The 18,675-nt window shown below is 64.1% G+C and carries 18 protein-coding genes and 1 tRNA gene; 15 read left to right on the forward strand and 4 right to left on the reverse strand.

From position 1 onward, the window contains the following. Nucleotides 1-61: 61 nt before the first annotated feature. Entirely contained in the window at nt 62-1,030 is a 969-nt protein-coding gene (locus DU505_RS14085) for a GlxA family transcriptional regulator (protein WP_220250781.1), read from the reverse strand. 263 nt (nt 1,031-1,293) lie between these two features. Here DU505_RS14085 and DU505_RS14090 point away from each other — a divergent pair, with 263 nt between their 5' ends. The 3 genes from DU505_RS14090 to DU505_RS14100 are packed head-to-tail and all read left to right on the forward strand — an operon-like array spanning nt 1,294 to nt 3,625. Further along, nucleotides 1,294-2,214 carry a beta-keto acid cleavage family enzyme gene (locus DU505_RS14090; protein ID WP_114479625.1) on the forward strand — a complete coding sequence of 307 codons (921 nt, stop codon included), beginning with the start codon at nt 1,294-1,296 and terminating at the stop codon, nt 2,212-2,214. Continuing rightward, nucleotides 2,211-3,167 (forward strand): L-carnitine dehydrogenase, encoded by a 957-nt coding sequence (locus DU505_RS14095; RefSeq protein WP_114479626.1) that lies wholly within the window; start codon nt 2,211-2,213, stop codon nt 3,165-3,167. Before DU505_RS14090 ends, DU505_RS14095 begins: the two co-directional genes overlap by 4 nt. Continuing rightward, on the forward strand, nt 3,167-3,625 hold the full coding sequence (locus DU505_RS14100; RefSeq protein ID WP_114479627.1) for a thioesterase family protein: 459 nt from the start codon (nt 3,167-3,169) through the stop codon (nt 3,623-3,625). The genes DU505_RS14095 and DU505_RS14100 overlap by 1 nt, the downstream gene beginning before the upstream one ends. Nucleotides 3,626-3,678: 53 nt before the next feature. On the opposite strand, the gene DU505_RS14105 is transcribed toward DU505_RS14100, so the two are convergent. Both DU505_RS14105 and DU505_RS14110 read right to left on the reverse strand, forming a co-directional pair. Continuing rightward, entirely contained in the window at nt 3,679-4,650 is a 972-nt protein-coding gene (locus DU505_RS14105) for a GlxA family transcriptional regulator (RefSeq protein WP_114479628.1), read from the reverse strand. A gap of 97 nt (nt 4,651-4,747) precedes the next feature. Further along, nucleotides 4,748-5,779 (reverse strand): GlxA family transcriptional regulator, encoded by a 1,032-nt coding sequence (locus DU505_RS14110; protein ID WP_114479629.1) that lies wholly within the window; start codon nt 5,777-5,779, stop codon nt 4,748-4,750. Between the two features lie 102 nt (nt 5,780-5,881). Here DU505_RS14110 and tmpA point away from each other — a divergent pair, with 102 nt between their 5' ends. The 11 genes from tmpA (at nt 5,882) to DU505_RS14165 (ending at nt 17,711) form a co-directional block, all read left to right on the forward strand. After that, nucleotides 5,882-7,000 carry a 2-trimethylaminoethylphosphonate dioxygenase gene (gene tmpA / locus DU505_RS14115; RefSeq protein ID WP_114479630.1) on the forward strand — a complete coding sequence of 373 codons (1,119 nt, stop codon included), beginning with the start codon at nt 5,882-5,884 and terminating at the stop codon, nt 6,998-7,000. Beyond that, on the forward strand, nt 6,997-7,584 hold the full coding sequence (locus DU505_RS14120; protein WP_114479631.1) for an HD domain-containing protein: 588 nt from the start codon (nt 6,997-6,999) through the stop codon (nt 7,582-7,584). The genes tmpA and DU505_RS14120 overlap by 4 nt, the downstream gene beginning before the upstream one ends. Beyond that, nucleotides 7,581-9,179 carry a 5-guanidino-2-oxopentanoate decarboxylase gene (locus tag DU505_RS14125; protein WP_114479632.1) on the forward strand — a complete coding sequence of 533 codons (1,599 nt, stop codon included), beginning with the start codon at nt 7,581-7,583 and terminating at the stop codon, nt 9,177-9,179. Before DU505_RS14120 ends, DU505_RS14125 begins: the two co-directional genes overlap by 4 nt. A gap of 53 nt (nt 9,180-9,232) precedes the next feature. Next, nucleotides 9,233-10,450, forward strand: a complete 1,218-nt coding sequence (locus DU505_RS14130; protein ID WP_114479633.1) for a pyridoxal phosphate-dependent aminotransferase — start codon at nt 9,233-9,235, stop codon at nt 10,448-10,450. Then, on the forward strand, nt 10,447-11,238 hold the full coding sequence (locus tag DU505_RS14135; protein ID WP_114479634.1) for an ATP-binding cassette domain-containing protein: 792 nt from the start codon (nt 10,447-10,449) through the stop codon (nt 11,236-11,238). Before DU505_RS14130 ends, DU505_RS14135 begins: the two co-directional genes overlap by 4 nt. 34 nt (nt 11,239-11,272) lie before the next feature. Next, nucleotides 11,273-12,046, forward strand: a complete 774-nt coding sequence (locus DU505_RS14140; RefSeq protein ID WP_114479635.1) for a transporter substrate-binding domain-containing protein — start codon at nt 11,273-11,275, stop codon at nt 12,044-12,046. A 76-nt stretch (nt 12,047-12,122) separates the two neighbouring features. Next, entirely contained in the window at nt 12,123-12,830 is a 708-nt protein-coding gene (locus tag DU505_RS14145; protein WP_114479636.1) for an ABC transporter permease, read from the forward strand. A 1-nt stretch (nt 12,831) separates the two neighbouring features. Then, nucleotides 12,832-13,557 (forward strand): ABC transporter permease, encoded by a 726-nt coding sequence (locus DU505_RS14150; protein ID WP_114479637.1) that lies wholly within the window; start codon nt 12,832-12,834, stop codon nt 13,555-13,557. Nucleotides 13,558-13,572: 15 nt separating this feature from the next. Further along, entirely contained in the window at nt 13,573-15,018 is a 1,446-nt protein-coding gene (locus DU505_RS14155) for an aldehyde dehydrogenase family protein (RefSeq protein WP_114479638.1), read from the forward strand. A 967-nt stretch (nt 15,019-15,985) separates the two neighbouring features. Beyond that, nucleotides 15,986-16,807, forward strand: a complete 822-nt coding sequence (locus tag DU505_RS14160; protein ID WP_114479639.1) for a type IV toxin-antitoxin system AbiEi family antitoxin — start codon at nt 15,986-15,988, stop codon at nt 16,805-16,807. Further along, nucleotides 16,797-17,711: a nucleotidyl transferase AbiEii/AbiGii toxin family protein gene (locus DU505_RS14165; protein WP_114479640.1), complete on the forward strand. Its 915-nt coding sequence runs from the start codon at nt 16,797-16,799 to the stop codon at nt 17,709-17,711. Before DU505_RS14160 ends, DU505_RS14165 begins: the two co-directional genes overlap by 11 nt. Before the next feature lie 124 nt (nt 17,712-17,835). Here DU505_RS14165 and DU505_RS14170 read toward each other — a convergent pair. Next, nucleotides 17,836-17,912 (reverse strand) — tRNA-Ile (locus DU505_RS14170). A 145-nt stretch (nt 17,913-18,057) separates the two neighbouring features. Here DU505_RS14170 and DU505_RS14175 point away from each other — a divergent pair. After that, on the forward strand, nt 18,058-18,672 hold the full coding sequence (locus tag DU505_RS14175; protein ID WP_245947956.1) for a hypothetical protein: 615 nt from the start codon (nt 18,058-18,060) through the stop codon (nt 18,670-18,672). The last annotated feature ends 3 nt before the right edge of the window (nt 18,673-18,675 follow it).

An 18,675-nucleotide genomic window follows, 5' to 3' on the forward strand; every position in this document is an offset into this window, starting at 1 on the left:
TCGTAATACCGCCTAGAGTGCCAGTGTGATGGGTTCGAATCGCGACAGGATTCGACGCCCACTATGCACGGTTCGACAGTACCTGTCGGCGCAGCCGGCTAGGAGTGAAGCCGTGACGGCGCCGGAAGGCGCGAGAAAAGCTGGAAGCGGAGGCGAAGCCGCAGGCCAGGGAGATCTGCATAACGCTATGCGGCGTCTTGCGTAATAGCCAGTGGGCGTGGTCCAGGCGTCGAGCCAGATAGACCTGCTGAGGCGATGACTTGAGATGGCGAGCGAAGAGGCGGTCCAGACGTCGCCATGAGATGTCGAGCTCGTCGGCCAGCTCGCGAATGCCCAGCGGCAGCTCCAGGTTGGACTCCATCAGGGCGATGGCGCGCTGCACCAGCGGCTCTTGGGGCATCACGGGGTCGCGCTGGCGGCTGGCCGGTTGGCGGCCCTGATCGTGGATCAGCTGGTCGCGCACCTGTGCGGCCAGATCGTCGCCATGCCGACGCCGGATCAGGTCGAGACTCATGTCGATAGCAGCGCTGCCGCCAGCGCAGGAGAAGCCCTCGTCGGTAACCTCGAAGACCGATTCCACGGCATCGACCTTGGGAAAACGAGCGCGGAAATCGGGGAGACATTCCCAGTGCAAGGTTACCGTCTGGTCATCAAGCAGCCCAGCTGCAGCTAACGCATAGCAGCCGGTATCCATGCCGCCGAGCACGCAGCCATCGGCGGCGCGCGCTTGCAGCCAGCCGACCAGTTCGCCATCGATGCTGCTTTCAGGTTCGAAGCTGGCGCAGACCGCCAGGCTGGAGACCTGGGGAACTTCTCGCAGTGAGCAGCTCGTGGCCAGGGTCATGCCGTTGGAAGCTACGACCGGCTCGCCGTCGCGGCTGATCGGGTCCCACTCGAACAGCGTCCGACCGCCGATGCGGTTAGCAATGCGCAGCGGTTCGATGGCCGAGAAGAAAGCCACCATGGCGAAGCGCGGTAGAAGCAAAAAACCGATACGCTCGGGGACGGTGTGGGGAGGCTGGAGTCTCATGATCAAGGGAGAATACACCACACGCCGCCCGGAGGGGTGACTTACCGGCCAGTGGCGCAGACACATCAGGACTCAATGGCTATTGGCAAAGACTGGTCCTGCATACTGAGGCGCACTCATGCTAACGCTGAGTCCCGGCAACCTTAAGGTCCCTTTCCTATTTGTCGCCTGAGGCCTATACAACGTCGCCGAGCGTCAAAACATTGCATCAAGAAGACCGCACACTGGTGACACTTTGCGTTCGTTCATAAAGGAGGCCCAACATGAACCGCACTGTCATCCTGACTTGTGCCGTCACCGGCGCCGGCGATACTGCCGGCAAGAATCCCAACGTTCCCGTTACACCCAGTCAGATCGCCGAGGACTGCATCGCCGCAGCCAAGGCCGGCGCCAGCGTTGCCCATATCCACGTGCGCGACCCCGAGACCGGCGGCATCAGCCACTCCATCGAGCACTTCCGCGAGGTGATGGAACGGGTCCGCGAAGCGGATACCGACATCGTCATGAACATCACCGCTGGCGGCGGAGGCGACTGGATTCCTGACGCCGAGGACCCCACACGGGGCGGCCCGGGCACCGATATCCAGACTCCGCGCGAGCGCCACGCGCCGGTGGGCGAGCTGCTGCCGGAGCTGTGTACCCTGGATTGCGGGAGCCTCAACTTCGGCGACATGGTCTACGTCAATCCCGCCGACTGGCTGCGCGAGCATGCCCGCCTGGTGCAGGCCGCCGGGGTCAAGCCCGAACTCGAGTGCTTCGACCTGGGCCACGTCTGGTTCGCCCGCCAGCTGCAGCAGGAAGGCCTGATCGACGGCGACCCTCTCTATCAGCTCTGTCTGGGCATCCCGTGGGGCGCCGAGGCCGACACGGAGACCATGCTGGCCATGCGTAACAAGCTGCCGGACAACGCCAACTGGGCAGCCTTCGGCATCGGTCGTCAGCAGATGCCCATGGCTGCGCAAGCCGTGCTTCTGGGCGGTCACGCCCGGGTCGGGCTCGAGGACAATCTTTATCTCGAAAAAGGTGTCTTGGCCACCAATGGCCAACTGGTCGAGAAGGCCGCCGGTATCATCGAGAACTTGGGGGCTCGCGTCATGACTCCCGCCGAGACCCGCGCGCACCTGGCACTACGTGATCCGAGCACCGGCCAGATCGCTGCCAGCGCCGCTGGAGGTGAGGCATGAGCCGCCAACTCTCTGTCATCGGTACCGGCGTCATCGGTAATGGCTGGATCGCCCGGGCACTGGCCAATGGCTGGGAAGTGGTCGCCTTCGACCCGGACCCGGCGGCCGAAGCACGCACCCGCGCATTCGTCGATAACGCCTGGCCGTCTCTCGAGAGACGGGGGCTCGCCGAGGGTGCAGACCCTGCACGGTTGACCTTCGTCGGCAACCTGGAGGAAGCGGTGGCCGGCGCCGATCTGGTCCAGGAGAACGTACCCGAGCGCCTCGAGCTCAAACGCGAGATCCTCGCCACCCTGGACGCCGCGGCGGCACCGGAAGCGATCATCGGCTCCTCGACCTCAGGTTTCAAGCCGAGCGACCTGCAGCAGGCATGCACGAACTCGCCTGGACGGGTGATCGTTGCCCACCCCTTCAACCCGGTCTATCTGCTGCCACTGGTAGAGCTGGTCGGGGGCGAGGCTACCCAGCCCGACCAGATCGAACAGGCTCAAGGACTCTACCGGGAGCTGGCCATGCGCCCCTTGGTGGTGCGCCGTGAGATCGAAGGACATATCGCCGACCGCCTCATGGAAGCCCTATGGCGAGAGGCACTGCATCTGGTTAACGACGGCGTGGCTACGACCGAGGAAATCGATGCCGCAGTGATCTATGGATGCGGCCTGCGCTGGTCGCTGATGGGCACCTTCCTCACCTTCCACCTGGCAGGCGGTGATGCTGGCATGCGCCATATGCTGGAGCAGTTCGGTCCGGCACTGAAACTGCCCTGGACGAAGCTGGAGGCACCGGAACTCACCGATGAGCTGATCGACAAGGTAGTGGAAGGCTGCGAGCATCAGGCCGCAGGGCGCTCGGTGAGCGAGCTGGACCGCCGACGCGACGACTTTCTGGTAGAGATGCTCGATCTGGTACAGAAATACTGGCCCGAAGCCGAAGGCCTGAAGGGACGCATCTGATGCGGCTTCTGGAAACCCGGGTAGCCCCCGAATGGGTCGATTACAACGGACATATGAATGATGCCGAATACGCCAGGGTCTTCTCCCTGGCCGTCGAGGCGCTAATGGAAAGCATCGGCCTGAGTGCAGCGGGTCGACGCCGGCACGCTTATACGCTCTATACACTGGAGACCCATCTCTGCTACCGCCGAGAAGCCCATGAGGGACAGACACTGCGGGTCGAGGGAAGACTGCTTGACCGGGATGCCAAACGGCTCCACCTCTTCTTCGAGTTGCGAGATGCCAAGGACAATCTGCTAGCGGCCAGCGAACAGATGCTGATGGGCATGAATCAGCAAAGTGGCTGTCCCGAGCCTTTTCCCGCGCCGGTCGCCGAGGCCGTATCCGCTCTGCCCCAGTCGAATACGGGTGAATGGCCGGAACTCGCCGGGAGGCGTATCGGCATTCGGCGCGCATGAGTGTCGATAGGCCAAGCACTTGCGCTACCGACCTTTTCCGCTAGAAGGTATCGTTAAATGGCATGCTGACGGCGTACCTCGCGGGGGGACAGTCCGTAGCGGGTTCTGAACGCTCGCGAGAAGCTGGAGCCGGAAGCAAAGCCGCACGCCAGCCCTACTGACATGACCTCCATGTCAGACTCGATGAGAAGGTGCCAGGCACGCTCCAACCGCAAGTGCCGATACCATTCGCGCGGAGATGTCCCAAGGTTCTGCTCGAAAAGTCGCTGAAGTTGCCTTAGAGAGAGACCGCTACGGTGCGCCACTTCACTCAGCGGTAGCGACAACTCTTGATGTCTCTCCATCAGTGAGATGGCCTCCACCAGACGGCGGTTGTGGATGCCTAGCCGCCGGGCCAGCGACATGCGTTGTTGGTCGCTACGGGTACGAATTCGTTCGTGAATCAGCTGCTCTGATACATCGATGGCCAATCCCGATCCGTGGCGACGAGCGATCACCTCTAAGGCCATGTCCATAGCCGCAGCCCCCCCCGCACAGGAAAAACGTCGCTCGCCTAGCTCGAAGAGTTCGTCTGACGTCTCGATACTCGGGAAGCGCTCCTGAAAGGCCGGCAGGCTCTCCCAGTGCAGGGTGACTCGCTCGCCTTCCAGTAAGCCCGCCTCGGCCAATAAAAAGCCTCCCGTGTCGAGACCTCCCAGCACACAGTTTGCCTGGTTCAGGCGATGCAGCCAGGCCATCAGCGGACGGCTCAAGGTCTGCTCGGGACCAAAGCCACTGCATACCGCCAGTGACGGAAGCTGATGTACGTCAGCAATGGCACAATCAGCCAGTAGGGTCATACCGTTGGATGCCGTGACCGGCTGGCCGTCCTCGCTGAGCAACGTCCAATCGAAAAGCGGCTGCGCAGCGATTCGATTAGCGATTCGTAACGGCTCGACCGCCGAGAAGAATGCCATCATCGAGAATCGCGGCAGCAATAGAAAACCCAGGGTTTCGGGCAAGGGCCCTTGATAGTCCAGGCGCAAAGACCGCCTCCTCTTTGATATCAACGACCCGAGGGTAACAGGAAGCTCTGCTGACAAAGCGTTCGTGCATCACTCCGCCGTTCACTTAACAGGGGTATCAACTCCCATCACGATGGTGTCCAGCACCGCTGCCCCGCTCGGCGGTGACGCTGGGCACCTCGCCGAAGCGGTGCCGGTATGCCCGGGTGAAGTGCGCCAGCTGGGTAAAACCAGTGGCCAAGGCCGCCTCGGTCACCTGGCAGCGGCTATCAGCCAGCAGCTGGCGGGCTCGGTCGAGTCGCATGCCCAAGTAGCATTGCTGTGGGCTCTCGCCGAAGTGACGCTGGAAGAGTCGTGTCAGCTGCCGCTGGGACTGTCCCACCTGCCGGCATACCTCGGGGATCGGCAGCGCCTGGGCCAGGTTGGCTTCCATGGTGGCCAACGCCCGCACCACACTGCGTGATAGGTCCTGGTAACGGTGTCGTTGAGCGCTGCCACCGTCGCCACGCGCCCTCTCATGAACCAGTTGGCGTCCCACTGCGTCGGCCAGCGCCGGTCCATAGGCTTGCTCTATCCACTCCAACATCATGTCGATGCTCGCCACGCCACCCGAACCTGTCAGTCGCATGGGATCGAATTCGAAGCGCGCCGGACTGATCTCCAGATCCGGGAACTCAAGACGAAAAGCCGGCACGCTCTCCCAATGCAGAGCCACTCGGTGTCCCTCCAGCACTCCTGCTCGGGCCAGGATGAAGGCTGCAGTATCCAAGCCTCCCAGCCAGCCGCCATGGGCGGCAATGCGCCGAAGCACGGCGCGGTCCTGGAAGCTCACCGTCGCCTCCGCTTCGTAGGAGGAAACGACCATCAGGCGCGTCATGTCCTCCAGCGAATCCAGCGCGCCGTCCACGTCGATCCGGACTCCGTTGCTGGCCACCACCGCGTCGCCATTCGCCGAGAGAAGCCGCCAGGCGAACAGGTTGCGGCCGAAGCGATTGGCCACGCGCAGCGGCTCCAGCAAGCAGAAAAGGGTCAGCATGGAGAACCGGGGGACCAGCCACACATTGAGGGTATGTTCGGCCTGCTCCGGGGTCAGCAGGGGTGGTGAGTCGGGGCGCGGATAGGGCCACGCAGCGTCGTTGCCATTGCTCATGGCCAATAGAATCAAGCCTACGGCCAATTTAATCAAGTCATGTTCTTCGGGTAGGGGTAGTGTGGAGCGCAACCCCGTAGCATAGTCCGTGGAGATGCCGCCATGACACAAGTCACCCCCCTGGCCAATCGTCGGCGCCTGGTGATCGATCACCACGACCGGACACGAGAATTCGCCGCACTATGGCTGCGCGAACGCAGCCCGGATGCCGAGACCCGGGACCCGCGCACCGGCCAGCGACTGATTGAGGCCGCCGAGCTACCGTTGGACCTGAGTATCGAGAGTGCCGAGGTCCATGATGGCCAACTGAACATGCGCTTCAGTGACGGGCATCACACCGCCTTCGACCTCGCGGCGCTGTTCGACGACCCGGCCAGCGATCCGCCCTTGAGACTCTGGGATGCAGCCAGCGTACCGCGCCCAGAAGCCGATTTCACCGCCGCGCTGGAAGAGGACCCAGCGCTGTCAGAGATGCTCGAGGCACTGCATCGTGATGGCTTCGTGATCGTCTCCGGGGTACCCATAGAAACTGATGGCATGCAGCCACTGATCGACCGCATCGGCCCCCTACGACGCACCAACTGGGGCGGCATTGCCGACGTCAAGTCGGTGGCCGATGCCTACGACCTGACAATGACCCAGCGCGGCCTCGAGCCGCATACGGATAACCCCTACCGTGACCCCATTCCCGGATATATCTGGCTGCACTGCCTGACCAACGCCGCTGAAGGCGGTGACAGTACCCTGGCCGATGGCTTCATGGCGGCCAGGCTGCTGCATGAGCGAGATCCTGAAGCCTACGAATGTCTCACCCGGATTACCCCGGGGTTCCGCTATCGCGACGGTGACACACATCTTGAGAGCGAGGGGCCGCTGATCGAACTGGACAGCCACGGCGAGCCAATCCGGGTACGCTATTCCAACCGCACCGAACGAGTCCCGGCCCTGCCCGCTGAGGAGCTTGAGACTTACTATGCCGCTCGCCGGGCCTTCTATCAGCTGATCACGGGCGAAGAACTGACCCTCCACCTCAAGCTCGACCCGGGCCAGATGCTGATCATGGACAACTATCGCCTGCTGCACGGCCGCAGCGCCTTCCAGCTCGCCGGCGGCGTGCGTCACCTGCGTCAGGGCTACGTCGACCGCGACAGCACCGCCAGCCGGCGCCGCGTGCTGCGCCAGCGACTCGCCACCGCACAGCCCCATGGAGAGCTCGCATGAAACAGGCCCGCTTCCGCCACTTCGGCGAGGCCCAGCGTGACGACTGGGCGCTGATCGACAACCGCTTCCGCGACTATGTCGCCGATGCACCGCGCCGGGTGCTCGGCCACCTGCACCGCCTGGCCGGCGATCATCACGGCTATCCGGTGAATCGCTACGAACATAGCCTGCAGACGGCAACCCGAGCGCTACGTGACGGCGCCGACGAGGAGATGATCGTCTGCGCGCTGCTCCACGACATCGGCGACGAACTGGCCCCGGCCAACCATGCCGAGATCGCCGCGGCCATCCTCGAGCCCTTCGTCGACCCGCTCAACGCCTGGATGATTCGCCACCACGAACTCTTTCAGGGCTACCATTACCGCCATTTCTTCGGCCAGGATCCACTCGCTCGGGAGCAGTACCGCGACCATCCTGCCTATGAGCGCACCGTGCGCTTCTGCGACCACTGGGACCAGGCCAGCTTCGACCCCGACTACGACACGCTGCCCCTGGAACATTTCGTGCCCATGGTGGAAAGAGTACTGGGGCGCACCCCTCATGGTGGGCTACCCGAGCCGCTTCCCGAGGAGGCGCTGCGATGAGCCAGACCTGCGCCCGACAGCTGTTGCACCTGTTGGAAGCCTATGGCGTGGATACCGCCTTCGGCATCCCGGGAGTTCATACCATCGAGCTCTACCGTGCGCTGGGCGACAGCGCGATCCGCCATGTCACACCGCGCCACGAGCAGGGTGCCGGCTTCATGGCCGACGGCTACGCTCGAGCCAGTGGTCGGCCGGCAGCCTGCTTCATCATCACCGGCCCCGGCATGACTAACATCGCCACCGCCATGGGCCAGGCATTGGCCGACTCGGTGCCGATGCTGGTGATCTCCAGCGTGAACCGCCGCGACACCCTGGGGCGCGGTCAGGGGCGCCTGCATGAGTTACCTGGACAGCAACAGACGCTGGCCGGCGTCAGCGTCTTCAGCCACACCCTGCACGACCCGGCGGCGCTGCCGGAGATCCTGGCCCGCGCCTTCGCGATCTTCCGCGGCGCGCGCCCCGGGCCGGTGCACATTGAGATTCCCATCGATCTGTTCGATGCCCCGGTTGCCGAGACTGTGCCGCGCCCCATCGAGGTGTTTCCCCCGGCGCCCGCCCCGGCTGCCATTGCCCGTGCTGCCGAGTGGCTGACCAGCGCCGAGCGTCCTCTGCTGCTGCTGGGCGGCGGCTGCGTCGCCGCCCCCGAAGCCGCCCGTGCTCTGGTGGAGCGCCTCCAAACCCCGACCCTGACCACCATCAACGCCAAGGGCGTGCTGGGTCAGGACCACCCTCAGGATCTGGGGGCCACTGCCAGCCTGCCGGCCGCGCGCCGCCTGGCGGCCGAGGCCGACGTCATCCTGGCGCTGGGCACCGAACTGGGCGAGACCGACTACGACTTGGTGTTCGACGAGGGCTTCCGCCTCACCGGGCGGCTGATTCGTGTGGACATCGATCCCCAGCAACTGGGGCGCAACCAGGCCGCCGACCTGGCTCTGGTCGCCGACGCAGGCGAGACCCTAACCGCCCTGCTGGAGGCGCTTCCCAGAGGGCGTCGCGATGACGGTCGCGCTGCGCAGGTACGCCGCGAGCTGGGCCTGGCCGAAGATACCGAGCTGATGCCCTATGCGCCGCTCTATGCCACCCTCCGAGCGACGCTGCCTGAGGCGATTCTGGTGGGGGACTCTACCGGACCAGTGTATGCCGGCAACTTCCTGGCCTCTCTGCCAGCGCCGCGGCGCTGGTTCAATGCCGCCACCGGCTACGGCACCTTGGGCTATGGCCTGCCCGCCGCCTTGGGCGCCGCCCTGGCCTGCCCCGAGCGTCCAGTCGTGGCACTGGTAGGTGACGGCGGCCTGCAATTCGTGATCGGCGAACTGGCCACTGCCCGAGATCTTGGCCACCCGGTAGCGGTGGTGATCTGGAACAACCAGGGCTACGACGAGATTCGCCGCTACATGGCCATGCATGAGGTTCCCCAGCTCGGCGTCGACCTGACGGCCCCGGACTTCGCCATCCTGGCCTCCGCTTACGCCTGCCGGTACCAGGCGGCAGGCGATCCGGCGGCTCTAGGCGAGGCTCTCGCGCGGATTGGCGACGCGGCCTCACCGTTACTGATCGAGGTGGACGCCGCGGCCTGGATGGCAGCCATCCAATGACGCCAGCCGGGCCACAGGAAGCCTGCTCCAGCGCTTAGACAACGAGGAATACCATGCGCTATTCACGACTGACCGACCGTATCGCCGGCGAAGGTGCCGCGGCCTGGGATATCCACTACCGCGCCCTGGCCCGCCAGGCCGCCGGCGAGGAAATCACCGTGCTCTCGGTGGGCGACCCGGATTTCGCCACCCCGGCGCCCATCGTCGAAAGCGCGGTGGCCAGCCTACGCGGCGGTGCCACTCACTACCCCAACGTGCAGGGCAAGCTGGCGCTGCGCCAGGCCATCGCCGACGACTATCATCGCCTGGGCCTCGACGTCGGCCCGGATAACGTCATCGTCCTGGCCGGCGCTCAGTGCGGTCTCTATGCTGCCGCCCAGTGCCTGCTCGACCCCGGCGACGAGGTGCTGGTACCCGAGCCCAGCTATGTCACCTACGAAGCAGTGCTGCGTGCCACCGGCGCCGAGCTGGTGCAGGTGCCGCTCAACGGCGAGGCGGACTTCCGCCTCGACCCGGCGGCCCTGGAGGCGGCCATTACGCCGCGCACCCGGGCCATCCTGCTCAATAGCCCCCACAACCCTACCGGGCAGTTGATCGACGCCGAGACCTGGGCGGCGATCGCCGCGCTGTGCCGCCGTCACGATCTGTGGCTGATCTCCGATGAGGTCTACGCCGAGCTGATCTTCGAGGGCGAGCATATCTGCCCCGCCACCCTGCCGGGCATGGCCGAACGCAGCGTAGTGATCAGCAGCCTCTCCAAGTCGCATGCCATGACCGGCTGGCGGCTGGGCTGGGTGCTGGGCCCCGAGACGCTGATCCAGCACCTGACCCACCTGGCGCTGTGCATGCTCTACGGCTGCCCCGACTTCATCCAGGACGCTGCCTGCGATGCCCTGACGACGCCGCCCACCGAGCTGCAGGAAATGCGCGAGGTCTATCGGGCGCGCCGCGACGCCGTCTGCGCGGCACTCGCCGAGAGCCCAGCGGTGACAGCGATCCGCCCGCCGGCGGGGATGTTCCTGATGGTGGATATCCGCGCCACCGGCCTCTCATCCCAGGCCTTCGCCGACCGCCTGCTCGACGAGGAGGGCATTTCGGTGCTCTCCGGCCAGGCCTTCGGCCCCTCGGCAGCGGGCTTCGTGCGCCTCAGCCTGACCGTGGAGGCCGATCGCCTCGCCGAGGCCAGCCGGCGCCTGGCGGCCTGTGCGCAGCGCTCCCGAGATGAGCGCGCCCTGTCACCGACCCCGGCCCCGGAGGCCGATTGCCTATGACATCATCATTCGAGCTTCCCCTCCGTCCCCAGGCCGCCCCCGCGGTGGTGGCCGACCACCTGATCAAGCGTTTTGGCGAGTTGGAGGTGCTCAAGGGCGTCTCCCTGAGCGTCGCCGAGGGCACCGTCACCTCGATCATCGGCGCCAGTGGCTCCGGCAAGAGCACCCTGCTGCGCTGCATGAACCTGCTGGAACGCCCCGACCGCGGCGAACTGGCGATTGCCGATGAGGCGATTCGCTTCGCTCGTAACCCCCAGGGCGACATCACCGGCCTGGACCGGCGCCAGCTGCAGCGGCTGCGCGCCAAGGTCGCAATGGTCTTCCAGCAGTTCAATCTTTGGCCCCACTTGAGCGGGCTGGGCAACGTCATAGAGGCCCCCATGCGGGTCAAGGGGCTCTCCCGCAAGCAGGCCACCGCCCTGGGCGAGCACTACCTGGAGCGGGTCGGCATGGCCGACAAGCGCGATGCCTATCCTGCCTTTCTCTCCGGCGGCCAGCAGCAGCGGGTCGCCATCGCCCGAGCCCTGGCCATGGAGCCGCGCCTGCTGCTATTCGACGAGCCCACCTCGGCCCTCGACCCGGAGCGGGTCAATGAGGTGCTGGGGGTGATCCGCGGCCTCGCCGACGAGGGCCGGACCATGCTGCTGGTCACCCACGAGATGCACTTCGCCAAGGAAGTCTCCGACCAGCTGGTCTACCTCGACCAGGGATGTATTGCCGCCGAGGGCACGCCGCAAGCCGTTTTTGATGATCCCCGCTGTCGCCACTTCGTGGCGCCCGCGGCCTGAAAGCTCCACCTAACCATAACGACAGGAGAAGACCATGAAGTTCCCCCTGATGATCGCTAGCGCCGCTGCCGCCATGAGCCTCGGCCTCACCGCCCAGGCCGCCGACCCGCTCAAGGTGGGCATCTCCGGCGAGCCCTACCCGCCCTTCACCTACAAGGCCGCCAGCGGCGACTGGACAGGCTTCGAGGTGGAACTGGCCCATGCCATCTGCGACGCCATGGGCCGCGACTGCGAAATCACCCCCACCGGCTGGAGCGGTATCATTCCCGCCCTCAATGCCGGGCGCATCGACATGATCATGAACTCCATGTCGATCACCGAGCAGCGCCAACGGGTCATCGACTTCACCCGCCCCTACTACTTCACCCCCGGCGCCTATGTCGCCGCCAGCGATCTGTCGCTGGACATCCCCGACGACCTGGACGGCCTGGTGATGGGGGTGCAGAGCGCCACCACCAACGCCACCTATGCCCGCCGCGAGCTACGCGACAGCGGCGTGGATATTCGCCTCTACGACCAGGCGGAACAGGTCAACAACGACCTGCTGGCCGGGCGCCTGGATCTGATCCTCGCCGACGAGATCGCCATGCTGCAGTTTCTCGATCGTGAGGAAGCCGGAGGCTTCGAAGTCAAGGCTACTGCCCCCCGCCACGAGGCCTACGGCGACGGCATCGGCATCGGCCTGCGTCAGGATGAGGACGATCTGCACGAGGCGCTCAACGCGGGCATCTCCGCGGTGATCGAGGACGGCACCTGTGGCGACCTCTCCGAGCAGTATCTGGGCACCGACGTCTGCGTCTACGACTGAGCCTTCAACGGCTGCCATACCCCCGGTGCCAGTGGCGCCGGGGAACTTCGTTGTGTGACCGAGGAAAGGCTCAACCATGACTGCGATGACACCGGAGGGACTCGGCGACTGGGCCGGCCCGATCATGGCCGGGGCCCTGACCACGCTGCAGATCGCCGTGCTGGCCTACGCCATTGGTCTGCTGCTGGGACTGCTTGGCGCCGGCGCCAAGCTCAGCCCCTGGGCGCCGCTGCGCGGCCTGGCCACCGGCTACTCGACTTTGATTCGCGCGGTGCCCGAACTGCTGCTGATCATCCTGCTCTACTATGCCGGCGCCCAGGCGTTGGACGCTCTACTGGCACATCTGGGCATGGCCGGCGCCGTGCAGATCACCGGCTTCGCCACCGCCGTGGGCGTGCTGGCCTTCGTCCAGGGCGCCTACATGACCGAGGTGTTTCGCGGCGCCATCCTGGCCATCCCGCAGGGCCAGCTGGAAGCCGCCGACGCCTTTGGCTTCTCGCGCTGGACGCGCTTTCACCGCATCGTGCTGCCGGGGATGCTGCCCAACGCCCTACCGGGCATGTCCAACCTGTGGCTGATCCTGATCAAGGACACCGCCCTGATCAGCGTGATCGGCTTCAACGAGCTGTTCTTCACCATTCAGCAGGCCGCCGCCAGCAGCCGCGCCTACTTTCTCTTCTATGCCGCCGCCGGCGTCATCTACCTGCTGATGACCCTGACCTCCACGGCGCTATTCGCCCGCCTCGAGCGCCATGTGCGCCGCGGCCAACCCACGGAGGCTTGAGATGGACTTTTCCTGGCTGAGCGATCCCTTCTACCAGGCCTATCTGTGGGAAGGCTTCGTCAATACTCTGTGGCTGTTGCTGGTCTCAGCGGTAGGCGGCCTGATCCTCGCCGTGGGGATGGCCCTGGCCCGACTGCGCGGCCCCCGCCCGCTTGCCTGGCTGGCCTGGGCCTTTACCACCGTGATCCGCGGTACGCCGCTGCTGGTGCAGCTGTTCTTCTTCTATTACGGAGTGGGCCGGCTGTTGGAGGGGGTCCCGGGCATCCGCGACAGCCTCTTCTGGCCGCTGCTGCGCGAGCCCTTCTTCTTTGGCGCCCTGACCTTCACCCTCAGCGTCGGCGCCTACTCCGGCGAAGTGATCCGCGGCGCCATGCAGAGCGTGCCGCGGGGCGAGCTGGAAGCCGGCCGCGCCTTCGGGCTATCGTCCTTTCAGGTGCTAACCCGGCTCTGGCTGCCGCGGGCCATCCAGCTCTGCCTGCCGACCCTCACCGGCGAGATGATCCTGCTGCTCAAGTCGGTGCCGCTGGTCTCCACTATCGCCATGATGGACCTGCTGCAGGCGGCCAATATCATTCGCGACGAGACTTTCCTGGTCTACGAGCCGCTGCTGCTGATCGCCGGCATCTACCTGGCCACCACCGTGGTGCTGACCCTGGTACTGCGACTGGTGGAGCTGAACTTCCCCGGCATGCGGCCGACCCGGCGGCGCTGGCTCCCGATTCGCTGAGCAAGACGAGGCATTATGACCACCTTGACCGAGCAGTTTATCGATAATGCCTGGGTATGCAGTCGTGCCGAAGCGCGCCTCCCAGTGCTGGATCCATTTCGCGAGGCGGTGATCGGCGAGGTGACCCGCGGCGACCCGGCGGATGTCGATGCCGCGGTAACCGCCGCGCGACGAGCCCTGCCCGGCTGGCGAGCCACTCCGGAAGCTCGTCGCGGCGTCTATCTGGATACCATTGCCACGGGGCTAGAGGCCCGCCGCGAGGGCCTGGCCGAACTGTCGAGCCGCAACAACGGCAAGCCCCTGGCCGAGGCCCGACAAGATCTGGACGATGCCATCTCCTGTTACCGCTACTACGCCACCCAGGCCCGGGACCTGGGCGAGCGCCAGGGGCAGGCCGACGCGAGCGGCATCGAGGGGCTCTCAGCACGGCGCTTCTGGGACCCCATCGGCGTGGTGGGGCTGATCACTCCTTGGAACTTCCCCCTAGTCAGCAGCGCCTGGAAGCTGGCTCCGGCACTCGCCGCCGGTTGCACGGTGGTGTTCAAGCCCTCCGAGGTCACGCCCTTGCCAGAGCGTGCACTGGCGGAAGTCATGATGGAAGCAGGGCTGCCCCCGGGCGTGTTCAATTTATTGCATGGCGACGGCGAGAGTATCGGCGCCCCCCTGAGCCACCATCCCGGCGTCGACAAACTCTCCTTCACCGGCAGCAATCCGGTGGGCGAGATGGTGATGCGCGCCGCCGCACGCGGCGTGAGACCGGTCTCGCTCGAATTGGGCGGCAAGTCACCGATCCTCGTCACCGAAGATGCTGACCTTGGGCTCGCCCGCGATCTTGTGATGGCCGGCATCTGCTACAACGCCGGCCAGATGTGTTCAGCCACCAGCCGTTTACTGGTCCACGAGCGGCTGGCGGACGAGCTTTATTCAGCCATTGATGCTGCAATGGGCGCATTTCGCCTGGGCGACCCCCTAGCGCCGGAGACTGATATGGGGCCAATGGTCAGCGCCACTCAGCGCGATCGGGTGCAGGGCTATCTTGCCCTTGCCGACAGGGAGGGACTACACAGCAAGACCCCCACCCTCGGCCTGCCCGAGCGAGGATTTTTCATAGCACCGCGCCTCTATCGTGACGTCCCTTCCAGCAGCCACCTGTGGCGAGAGGAGATCTTCGGGCCCGTGCTTTGTGCACAACGGGTCGTCAGCGACGAAGAGGCCATCGCCTTGGCCAATGACAGCGATTTCGGTCTGGCTGCCACCGTGGTGACCGGGAACCCGGACCGTGCAGAAACCATCGCCCGGCGCCTGGACGCGGGCAATGTCTGGTGCAACTGCGGCCAGGTGGCCCCTCCCCATTCAAGCTGGGGCGGCATGAAGCGCAGTGGAATCGGCCGCGAACTAGGGCAGTTGGGACTCAACGCCTACTTGGAGCCGAAGCGAATCACTCGACCGGCGGCGAATTAAGCCGCCCTCCCGCCCTTCGGATGACCTCCTCTGGAATCTGCTAAGCATCCTACTTCGCCCAGCGGTAAGGTCATCCTGACAGCACCTTGGACACAGCAGGGTCTCGCCGAGACTGGGCTGGTGGACATTGGCAAACTCGAATGAAGTAAAGTAATCATCCAGGCTATGCCTTGAAAACTGGGTCAAAAAACTAACTTCATCAATCAGGGAATAATCCCTTAATCCCGCTGGAGCAGCTTTCGCATGGCCTGTAATGCCCCCTGGTTTAACACCCTACGCAGCTATTTCAAGGTGTAAGAAACCGAGGGTCATTTCAGTGGCATCCACCACCATTGCAGAGGGGTATTCAGTCTCGTGGTCGAAGGCCATGCGAGACCGCCCGCTGGCGTACTGGACGAGGCTCGTGATTGGCAGAAGCAATCTTATACAAGGATCTCCATATGTAAGGCTAGATAGCCCAACCTTACATATGGATTGGTGTCCACACGGCGATTGGTAAGATCCTCGGCGGTCGATTATCGAACAATGACAGCAGCATGGCCGCTGAGGCCACGTTCGAAGAGGCACTGGTGCATAGATTCCTAGACTCGACGCAGCGTCACTCCGATACCCGGTCGTCAGAGGGCTGGTGGGGAGGCTGGAGAGGAGCATCTTCGCCAACCAGTACCGGCTTGCCGTCCTGCCAGATAACTGCGTGGTGACCAAGACGACGCTTGCGTTCGAGGGTCTCGGCTACAGTGGCACAATGCACAACTGTGCGGGCTCATGCCCGCAAAACTCCCGCAGGGCATCACAATGGCCGGCACCACCGGCCATTGCGGTACCCTGGCGCTGGCACGCACTCCCTGCTTTTCTGGCTAGTGAGCTCTTTGCATTTCATCAAATTTGTGCACTAAAGGTACACAAATACGTTTATTATCAAAGAGGATTGCGGCAACCTCTTTGAAAACATACTAATATGTGACCCATGAGTACACATAAAGAAGAGAAGCTAAAGAACACCCTTGAAGCCGTCCCTCCCGGCTTCATGGTCGATTCTGGCTGGCTGGAACGCCATGAGGTCAGCCGCTTCCTCGCGCGCAAATATGTGGATCGCGGCTGGCTGGAACGCGTGACTCGCGGCGTTTTCCTGCGCCCGGCGCCGGGCACAGGAAAGCCCGATACCATCGACTGGAGGACCTGCCTGCTCTCGATACAGCACATCATGGGCTACGATGCCCATGTCGGCGGCATGACAGCGCTCGCGCAGCAGGGCTATAGCCATTATTTACCGCTGGGGGAGAACGCTCCGGTTTGGGTCTATGGCGAAGACATACCGAACTGGCTGGCCAGGCTACCGTTAAACGCACCGCTGGAAACGCGCACCACGCCCCTCTTCTCCGAGCCGGCGCTCGGTCTCACCAAGGACGACTCCGATGCTGCAAGCACCCTGCCCTGGGACTGGCAACTCAGGATGTCATCGCCCGAACGAGCGATCCTGGAAGTCATGGACGAACTGCCCGGCCATGAAAGCTTCCACAATCTCGACATGGTGTTTGAAAGCCTGACGACCCTGCGCCCGCGCACCCTGTCGGCGTTGTTGCACAGTTGCAGGAAGATCAAGGTTACGAGGCTGTTCTTCGTCTTTGCCGACCGTCACAACCACCCATGGCGCAAACGCCTCGACCCGCAGGAATTCAACCTCGGAAGCGGCGACCGCGCTCTGGTCAAGGGCGGCAGGATACACCCGCGCTACCGCATCATGGTGCCGGAAGAGTTTGCGATAACGGAGGCAGCCGATGGCGCGTGAAGATTACGAAGCACGGGTCGCCCTGCTCGTGCGCATCCTCCCTTATGTCGCCGAAGAAGACATCTTCGCCCTGAAGGGCGGCACGGCCATCAACCTGTTCTACCGCGATCTGCCACGCCTATCAGTCGATATCGACCTGACCTATCTGCCGATCAAAAACCGTGTCGAAAGCCTTGCCGAGATCAACGAAGCGATGGATCGCATTGCCACTGCCATCGAGCGCGGCATCAGGGGCGCGCATGCACAGCGCATCAAAGGTGGCGGTGGCGTCGCCACCCGCATCCTGGCACGGCTAAACGGTGCGGAGATCAAGATCGAAACCTCACCGGTGACTCGCGGCGTTGTCCATGACCCTGAAACCCGCTCGGTTTCGGAAGCTGTCGAGGATGAATTCGGCTACGCGGAAATCCAGGTCGTCTCGTTCGAAGACCTGTTTGGCGGCAAGCTGCATGCGGCGGTTGACCGCCAGCATCCTCGCGATCTCTATGACGTGAAACTGCTCTACGAACAGGAAGGCCTGACCGACGATCTTTTCCGCACCTTCCTGATCTATATCGCCAGTTCATCACGCCCCGCGCATGAACTGCTGAACCCGAATTTCATCGATATTGACCAGCCCTATGCGCAGGAATTCGCAGGCATGACGAAGATCCCGGTCAGCCTCGATGAGCTTCTGGAAATTCGTACGCAGCTGATTGCGGACATCCGGTCCCGTCTCGATGATGACACCAAGCGCTTCCTCCTGACCCTGCATGACGGCAACCCGGACTTTGCCGCCATTGACCGCCCGCAGGCCGCCGACCTCCCCGCGGTACGCTGGAAACTGATCAACCTGAACAAGCTGATCGGAGAGAATGCGAGAAAACACATAGCCCAGCGTAAAGACCTGGAAGCACTGTTCTGATCTCACGCGACAACTTGGCCAAATCGGTCCGACATGATCTCGGCATCCCAGATGGACACAATGTGGACATCTACAGCGAGGTACAGAAGAAAAAGGCAGGAACAAAACCGTAAATGATTGATTTTGGTGGGCCCAGCTGGACTCGAACCAGCGACCAAGGGATTATGAGTCCCCTGCTCTAACCAACTGAGCTATAGGCCCTTGCTTGCGCCGCCGTATGATAGCGAAAGCAGCTGGATGAGGCCAGCTCCTCGTTGGTTCCTTCTTTTCCGCTGCCGGGCAGGGCACTTCCGGCCGGTTCCCGTGTCTCGATGGGTGGGCATATCGCCCATGGAGAGAAACGCTGATGAGACGATGCCATCGCCTGGGTAAGACATGGAGTCAAGGAGCTGGGCTGGCGAGCGGCCTGGCCCTGCTGCTGCTGTCACCGTTGCTGGCGGCGTGGGAGCTGGACCCGGCGCAGTCCCGCGTGTCGGCCACGATCGTGCAGATCGGCCCCGATGGCCCGATGCCCCGCCATCATGAGGTACGTCGGCTGGCCGGCAGTACCGACGCCAGTGGCGAGCTGGAGCTGCCGCTGCGCTTGAACCAGAGCGATGTGGTGGAGCGGCTGGGGCCGCTGCCGCCGTGGCTTTCCGGACTGACCGAGCGTCCCATGGCGACCCTGACCACCCGCTTCCCGCCCGAGCGGCTCAATGCACTGGCGGTGGGCGAATCGCTGGTGGAAACCCTGCAGCTTTCGGTGAAATCAGGCAGTGCGACCCGCCAGGAGCCGCTGGAGGTGCGCTTTACCCGGGTTTCCGCCGATCAGATCCGCATCACCAATGCCGAGCGGGTGGCGCTGGACGGCCAGGCGCTGATGGCCGACCCCACCCTGCGCTCGGTCATGCTGCTGCTCGGTTACGAGCAGATCGGCGACGAGGTGCCGGTGAGCCTCGACGCCGTGCTGATGAAACGCTGACCC

Origin of the sequence: Billgrantia montanilacus, assembly GCF_003336675.1 — a bacterium.
Lineage (GTDB): Bacteria > Pseudomonadota > Gammaproteobacteria > Pseudomonadales > Halomonadaceae > Halomonas > Halomonas montanilacus.